The organism is Nocardioides sp. (assembly GCF_050246775.1).
Classification (GTDB): Bacteria; Actinomycetota; Actinomycetes; order Propionibacteriales; family Nocardioidaceae; genus Nocardioides.
The window spans coordinates 2,064,087-2,070,564 of the sequence record NZ_JBFWVK010000001.1 but is presented as its reverse complement, the minus strand read 5'-3'; the positions used below and the strand labels follow the sequence as shown (position 1 = coordinate 2,070,564).

Below are 6,478 nucleotides of genomic sequence, written 5' to 3'. Positions count from 1 at the left end.
ATCGACGACCCCACCCCCGCACCAGCCTCAACAAACACCTCATGCCCATGCGACACCAACTCATTCACACCCGCAGGCGTGATCGCCACCCGAAACTCATTGTTCTTCACTTCCTTGGGAACGCCGATCCTCATGTGCGCAGACCTTTCATCGGAGACGACTAGCATGGGGCAGATCTGCGGCAGTGAGGGCAACCATCGAATTTCTGCCGCTCGCTTGCCCGACAGGCCGTGGAATGTTCCGACGACAGGAAGGGACGGTGCTCCGTGCCGAACAATCTTCACGACTCCCCGGTCTCCGGCGAGGTGTTGCTCGACGCCGTCGACCGCACCCTGCTGGGACTGCTCGTCGACGACGGGAGACTGGCCAACAACACCTTGGCCAGCCGAGCGGGCATCGCGCCGTCGACCTGTCTGGCCAGGGTTCGACGTCTCCAGTCACTGGGAGTGATCCGAGGCTTCCATGCCGACGTGGACCTGACTGCGCTGGGCCGGCCACTGCAGGCACTCATCGCCGTCCGGCTCCAGGCCGGAGCCCGGGGCCGGATCGCCCAGTTCCAGCATCACCTGGCCACGCTGCCCGGCGTCCTCAACGTCTTCTTCCTCGCCGGCGAGGACGACTTCCAGATTCACATCGCCGTGCGCGATCCCGACACTCTGCGTTCTTTCGTCGTGGACCATCTCAGCGTCGCCACCGAAGTGGCCATGACCAAGACGAGCCTCATCTTCGAACACCTCGGCACGCGCCCTCTGGGAGGGTGAGCAGGCGGGCCCTCGGCTCAGGCGACGCCGACCCTGCGCCGAGCGCCGGCTCTGCGGAGCACCGCACGTTCGCCCGGCCGGGCGACGGCGAGGCGGAACCGCACCCAGTCCTCCGGAAGCTGCAGCAGCCCGGCGACGTCGTGCGCCTCGCACTCCCGCCGCAACGCCCACGTCAGACTGGACAACGGCAACGCCCACCGCACCGCGAGGCGTTCCACCAGACACTCGACCCGGCGCTCGCCGTGCTGGGCCAGGTCACGTCGATCCGCATGCACCAGCTCATGCCAGAGGTATCGGCGCTGAGCGGGACCGGGGAGACCGCGGCGCAGCACGATGCAGCGCTCCTGGTCGTAGTAGCGCGCAGGTTCCGGAATATCGGCGTAGAGCAAACTCAGCCAGGGGCGCGCGGACAGCGCGACCCAGGGGTCCGGGACCGTGCTGTCGCCCCTGCGCCAACCGTCGGGACACGGACCGTCGACGCCGTGCACCGAACCCGACGGCTCGCAGACTGTCATCGCCCTGCACACCCCTCATGGCATTCCGATCCGGCAACCGCCGACGGGGGCAATGATGCCGATCTCCGCCGACACTCGTAGCGATCAGAGTTGTCCACAGCTCTGGAACATGCTGCTTGTGTAGTCGATCATGATTGCCTAGATTTCTATTCGAATCTGACAACGAAGTGACGGGGGCAGTGCAGATCGTCGAGATCGGGACCTTTGTGAGGAGTCTGTGGGCGGGGTCCGAGAAGCGCAGGGGCCGCGTCGTGTGGGCAGCGGTGACCACAGTGCTGGCGGTGGTCTTCACGCTGTGCGCGATGGCACTCTGGCCAGAGGCCGCGAAGAGCGTGGCCCCACCAGTCAGGTCGGCGACCACGACCCAGGTCGCCAGGCAATGTCGCGATGACGTGCCCTGCCCCTCGACGATGTCGCTCAAGGGCGGTGGCCTCTGGGGGGCCGGGCGAGGCGGAGCAGCCTGTCTGTGGACCTACGCGGTCAAGGACGGCCTCTACTAAGCCTCTCAGTCCCTGTGGATCAGGCGTTCTGCTCCAACCGGGCCAGCCGCTCGGACATGGCCCGCAGATCCTCCTGCATGGCACGGATGGCTCGCAGCACGTCCTCACTGCTGCCCCCTGCCGGCACGCGGTCACCGGGAGCGGAGACGAAGGCTCCATCGCTGCGACCGGCCACGCCTATCGGGAGGCCCTGGCTGTCGAGTCCGAGGACCCCCAGGACGGCCGCCCGCTTGACGTCTTGGACCCCGAGGCCGGCCTCGACCCTGTTCCACGTGGTCCGACTGATCTCCGCACGGCGCGCGGCAGTCTCCACCGACCAGCGCTTCTCGACGCGGGCCGCTGCCACGCGTTGCCCGAGTTCCACCAAGTGTTCCATCACGCCCACATAGTGCCAGTCACACTCAGTCATCTCTAGTCACATCTATCGACGTGGATCTGAACAGGACTGCGGCTTATGAACTAGTTGTCGGATATGTCCCAACAGATCGTACACAAGTCTGGACAACTCTGCTTGCTTGTGTCATCTTGCCTCACTATCTTTCTGAGCATGCATGAGGAACACATCAGCCCCGGCACCGTGGAGGTGCACGGCTATGCGCTTCGGATGATCCGGGAGGCGCGTGGCCGCAAGGTGGCCGACCTGGCGGCCGGCCTGGGGGTGGATCGCTCCTACATCGCCCATCTCGAGAACGGGAGCAAGCGTCGGGTCGGCGCTGAGTTCTACGCGCTGCTGTTGACCGAGCTCCAGATCCATGACTACCGGGCCCTGCTGGCGACGGCGCCGGTGCGCAAGCCGCGCACCTGATGACTCCTTGGGCATGATGGCGTCATGCGCACAACCTTCCGCACCGACGACCCTGCCGTGAAGCCCTACCCCCTGCTCACCGCGCTGGTGGTGCCCCGCCCCATCGCCTGGGTGTCCACCTTCAGTGCTGAGGGTGTCGGCAACCTGGCACCGCACTCGTTCTTCACCGTCGCGTGTGCCACGCCGCCGATCGTCTCGTTCACCTCGGTGGGACACAAGGACTCGCTGCGCAACGTGAGGGAGACCGGGGAGTTCGTGGTCAACCTCGCGAGCCGCCCCCAACTCGACCAGGTCAACAACAGCAGTGCGAAGTTCGGCCCCGGCATCGACGAGGCCTCCGCGCTGGGGATCGAGATGGAACCCAGCGAGCGGGTCCGACCACACCGGGTCGCGGCCTCCCCCGCGTCCCTCGAGTGCACCCTGCACTCCACCATCGAGCTGGGGGACTCCGTGCTGATCCTGGGCAACGTCGTTGCCATCACGGTGCTCGAGGAGATGATGGTCGACGGTCACCCGGAGTTCAGCCTGCTCCAGCCCCTGGCCAGACTCGGCCGCGCGGAGTGGGGTCTGCCCTCAGAGGTCGTCTCGATCCCGCGACCCGCGCGACCCGACGACATCCTCGGTGCAGCCGTCGAGGCCGGCGAGACGACGTAGTCCAGGCGCGGGACCGAGCACGCGTTGGCGGCGCCGGGAGGACCCGGCGCCGCCTTCTCGCTGACGTCAGAGGTTGATCGGACGCAGCACCCGGTTGATGCCGTGGGCGATCTGCTTGTTGCCCTTGTTGATGTTCTTCGCCGCAGCGCGCACGCGGGCGTTGAGGTCGTCGGTGTCGCGGTCGCGCAGGAACACCGAGCCATGACGCACCTTGACCCGCAGGTTGGTGCCCGCGAGGGCCGTCGCCAGCTTGGCACCGTCGGCGCCCTTGGCGACCTTGTAGGTCAACGTGGCACCGGGCACCACGTGGTACAGCAGGATCGCCTCGAGCGTCTTGACGTCCGCGACGCCGGCAACAGCCTTGAAGACCGCCTTCTCACTGCCCAGGCGCTTGCCCGACAGGTCGTGGACCAAACGACGGAAGGCCCGATCAGTGGGCAGGAAAGCAGTGAGCGCGACCTTGCCATCCGCCAGGACGGCCACATCGCTCTTCGGCTTGGCCTTCAGCACCGTCGTAACAGCCTTGTCGAGGATGTCGAAGTCGTCCCAGTTGTGGTCGTAGCGGTGGCCGTCAGCGGCCAGGACGGAGGCCAGGCTCTTGTTGCCGAGCTTCTGGGCCGGAGCGACCTGAGCAGTCGCGACGGCTGGACTGACCAGACTGAGCGCGACTCCGGCAACGACGGCGGAGGTGAGGACGCGGATTCTCATGGTGATCTTCCTTCTTTTCTCAGGGTGTTGGACAGGACAGATCCAGGGGTCAGGAGGAGGTCGTCGCTCCCGCGTCGTCGTACGAGGCGCGCAGCACCGAGGTCACCGAGTGCTGGGGGTCGCCGTCATCGGCTTCGAGGCTGACGTCGACCGACGAGTATCGGGCCAGCAGTTGGTCGTCGAGCGTGAACGAAGCGACGCCCGCGGGGCCGACCTGGCCCAGTGGCAGCATCTTGTTGGTCTTCGGGTCCAGGAGCCACGCGTAGTAGAACTTGCCGGAGCGCAGCTTCGGGAGGTCCGAGGTCTTGACGGTCATCGTGGTCGTCGACGACCCGTCGTGCACCATCACGACAACGCCTGCCCCACTGCCCTCGACCGGCTCGAGGGTCGCCTCGGCGAACGGCTTCGGGGCGACGTCCTCGGGGCCGGAGTCGAGGCGCACCCACCCGGTGACGCCGATCCCGACGACCAGGGCCGCCGCGGCAGCGAGCACGAAGCCCTGCCGGCGCCGACGGGTACGCCGGGCCGGGGACACCCGCGCGGGAAGACCGTCGGTGGGGTTCGGCACGAGCGCCGTGCCCCCCAACGTGCGCGAGGCCGAGGCCAGCAACGCGTGACCCACAGCAAGCTCGGCCAGCTCGCTGCGGCATTCCTCGCACCCGTCGAGGTGGTCGGCCGCCTGTCCGATCTCGTCGTTGCGGAGCTCACCGAGCAGCAGCCCGCTCAGGTCCAGGTGGTCGTCGTCGAGGTTCATGACACTCCTCCGTAGGTGTCGATGCCGCGGATGATGGAGGCCAGCCGGCGGGTGCCCCGAGAGGCCCTGGCCTTGACAGTGCCCTGTGCGACGTCGAGCCGAGCTGCGATCTCGCGGTGGCTGAGGCCACCGAAGTAGGCCAGTTCGAGCACGGTGCGCTCGTGCTCGGGCAGTCGCCCCAGCGCCACGCGGACCTCGGCGGCGTCGGCATAGCGATCCGCGGTCTCTCGGCCGTCCTCGCCGACCAGGGTGCGTGCGAGGTCCACGTCGACGATGTCGTGGCGGCGGGCGCGCAGGGTGTCGATGGCGCGGCGGTGGGCGATGGTGAACACCCAGCTGCTGAACCGCTGGCTGGCGTCGTACCGCCCGGCGAAGCGCCATACGTCGAGCAGCGTGCGCTGCAGGACGTCCTCGGCCTCGTCGCGACCCACGAATCGGGTCAGGTAGGCGCGCAGGCTGGGACCGTAGGTCGTGTACACGTCCTCGAGCGCACCCTCGTCATGTCGCGCAAGGCGGCTGCCGATGGCCTGTCCGCTCTCCATGACCCCTACTTCGCAGGTGCGACCCGGCCGGTTGCCGAAGTCGCGAAGTTTTCCGGTTCAGCTGAGGCGGTCGACGTAGGCGACCACGCGACCGAACAGGGAGGCGGCGTCCGCGGGATCGCTGGACAGCGGCTCCGGCTCGCCCGCCAGCTCCTCGATCAGGGTGCTCGCCTCGGCGACCCCTGCGGCCTGGGCGACGTGGGCACAGACCCTGGCCGCGTGACGAACCGCCTGGGGGTCGATGGTCCACACCGACTCGAACAACCTGTCCCCGTCCGGGACCGTCTGCTGGCCGGGGATCTCCCAGGCGGCAAGGACAGCCGGCAGGTCGGGGGCATCGCACACGACCACCCACTCGCGGCGCATCGGCGAGTCGTCCGCCAGCTGTACGCGCACGGGCCGTTCGTCGTCGCCCTGCTCGGAGGTGAAGTCGGCCATGGCCAGGGTGGCGTGCCCGACTCGGGCCAACTCGTTCCACCGCGGCTGGGCCTTGCGGTAGTACTGCTCCTCCTGGAAGGCACCGAAGATGGTGGCCCGCTGGGCGCGCGCACAGCACTCGTCCTCGATCGCCCACGTCAGCGCGAGCAGGGTGGACTTCTTCAGCCGGTGGGGCTCGAGCCGGGGGTGCGCCCGCCGCAGCTCGGCGTACACCGAGTGCACGGGGATCCGGGTGGCGCCCGTGACCTCCGCGATGGCCACCTCGAGCCTCGTGCCGGCATCGCGTCGGTGCAGCACTCCCTTGATCATCGCGACGTCCGCCTCGGTGTAGCGCCGATGGCCGCTCTCCAGCCGTTGCGGTCGAGGGAACCCGTGGCGCGACTCCCAGGTGCGCAGCAGCTCCGGCGTCAGCCCGGTTCGCCGCGCCAGATCGCCGATCCGCAGATTGGGCTCGTCCAACTCTTGCTTTTTCATCTCCTGCATGGCCACTCTAGGAGAGTAAACCTCAACAATCTGTTTAGGGAAGCGTTTAGGTTCAGGAAAGTAGGAGTCATGAGCATCAACAGCCAGTCGGAGCAGGGCAGTCTGAACGACGAGGTGGTGGACTGGAGTGACCTCGGCCAGAAGATGTGGTCGTTCCTCACCGGTCGTGAGGCCGCCATCAACTACCGGTTCATCGACATGAGCATCGAGGTTCCCCGCGACACCGGCGCCCAAGCGCCGCGCGCCGTGTGGAAGGTGGACGGCACCCTTCAGGTGACCACCCGCGACAACGAGGTCAGCCCGGCCCGGAAGGCCTGA

General features: G+C 67.5%; 11 protein-coding genes and 1 pseudogene. 5 read left to right on the top strand and 7 right to left on the bottom strand.

Going from position 1 to position 6,478, the window contains the following annotated elements; all coding sequences use genetic code 11:
• Window positions 1–134: pseudogene (locus tag AB7I40_RS09875) on the bottom strand (alanine dehydrogenase); the annotation flags it as partial.
• Window positions 135–266: 132 nt separating this feature from the next.
• On the opposite strand from AB7I40_RS09875, the gene AB7I40_RS09870 reads away from it, so the two are divergent.
• Window positions 267–761, top strand: coding sequence for an Lrp/AsnC family transcriptional regulator (locus AB7I40_RS09870; RefSeq protein ID WP_428347273.1), 495 nt, complete (start codon window positions 267–269; stop codon window positions 759–761).
• Window positions 762–778: 17 nt separating this feature from the next.
• On the opposite strand, the gene AB7I40_RS09865 is transcribed toward AB7I40_RS09870, so the two are convergent.
• Window positions 779–1,276, bottom strand: coding sequence for a hypothetical protein (locus tag AB7I40_RS09865; protein WP_428347272.1), 498 nt, complete (start codon window positions 1,274–1,276; stop codon window positions 779–781).
• Between the two features lie 302 nt (window positions 1,277–1,578).
• On the opposite strand from AB7I40_RS09865, the gene AB7I40_RS09860 reads away from it, so the two are divergent.
• Window positions 1,579–1,776 (top strand): hypothetical protein, encoded by a 198-nt coding sequence (locus tag AB7I40_RS09860; protein ID WP_428347271.1) that lies wholly within the window; start codon window positions 1,579–1,581, stop codon window positions 1,774–1,776.
• Window positions 1,777–1,795: 19 nt separating this feature from the next.
• Here AB7I40_RS09860 and AB7I40_RS09855 read toward each other — a convergent pair whose 3' ends face one another.
• Window positions 1,796–2,185 (bottom strand): helix-turn-helix domain-containing protein, encoded by a 390-nt coding sequence (locus tag AB7I40_RS09855; RefSeq protein ID WP_428347945.1) that lies wholly within the window; start codon window positions 2,183–2,185, stop codon window positions 1,796–1,798.
• Between the two features lie 138 nt (window positions 2,186–2,323).
• Between AB7I40_RS09855 and AB7I40_RS09850 the strand changes: the two genes are divergently transcribed.
• Entirely contained in the window at window positions 2,324–2,581 is a 258-nt protein-coding gene (locus tag AB7I40_RS09850; protein ID WP_428347269.1) for a helix-turn-helix domain-containing protein, read from the top strand.
• 24 nt (window positions 2,582–2,605) lie between these two features.
• The gene (locus tag AB7I40_RS09845; protein WP_428347268.1) at window positions 2,606–3,235 is read left to right on the top strand and encodes a flavin reductase family protein; all 630 of its coding nucleotides are present in this window, start codon (window positions 2,606–2,608) and stop codon (window positions 3,233–3,235) included.
• A gap of 66 nt (window positions 3,236–3,301) precedes the next feature.
• Here AB7I40_RS09845 and AB7I40_RS09840 read toward each other — a convergent pair whose 3' ends face one another.
• Genes AB7I40_RS09840 through AB7I40_RS09825 form a run of 4 tightly spaced genes read right to left on the bottom strand, consistent with a single transcriptional unit; the run spans window position 3,302 to window position 6,160 of the window.
• The gene (locus AB7I40_RS09840; RefSeq protein ID WP_428347267.1) at window positions 3,302–3,943 is read right to left on the bottom strand and encodes a fasciclin domain-containing protein; all 642 of its coding nucleotides are present in this window, start codon (window positions 3,941–3,943) and stop codon (window positions 3,302–3,304) included.
• 49 nt (window positions 3,944–3,992) lie between these two features.
• A complete protein-coding gene (locus tag AB7I40_RS09835) occupies window positions 3,993–4,697 on the bottom strand; it encodes an anti-sigma factor (RefSeq protein ID WP_428347266.1) in 705 nt (234 codons plus the stop codon).
• Window positions 4,694–5,239: an RNA polymerase sigma factor gene (locus AB7I40_RS09830; RefSeq protein WP_428347265.1), complete on the bottom strand. Its 546-nt coding sequence runs from the start codon at window positions 5,237–5,239 to the stop codon at window positions 4,694–4,696. Before AB7I40_RS09830 ends, AB7I40_RS09835 begins: the two co-directional genes overlap by 4 nt.
• Window positions 5,240–5,296: 57 nt before the next feature.
• Window positions 5,297–6,160 carry a DICT sensory domain-containing protein gene (locus AB7I40_RS09825; RefSeq protein ID WP_428347944.1) on the bottom strand — a complete coding sequence of 288 codons (864 nt, stop codon included), beginning with the start codon at window positions 6,158–6,160 and terminating at the stop codon, window positions 5,297–5,299.
• 69 nt (window positions 6,161–6,229) lie between these two features.
• Between AB7I40_RS09825 and AB7I40_RS09820 the strand changes: the two genes are divergently transcribed.
• Window positions 6,230–6,478: a hypothetical protein gene (locus AB7I40_RS09820; protein ID WP_428347263.1), complete on the top strand. Its 249-nt coding sequence runs from the start codon at window positions 6,230–6,232 to the stop codon at window positions 6,476–6,478.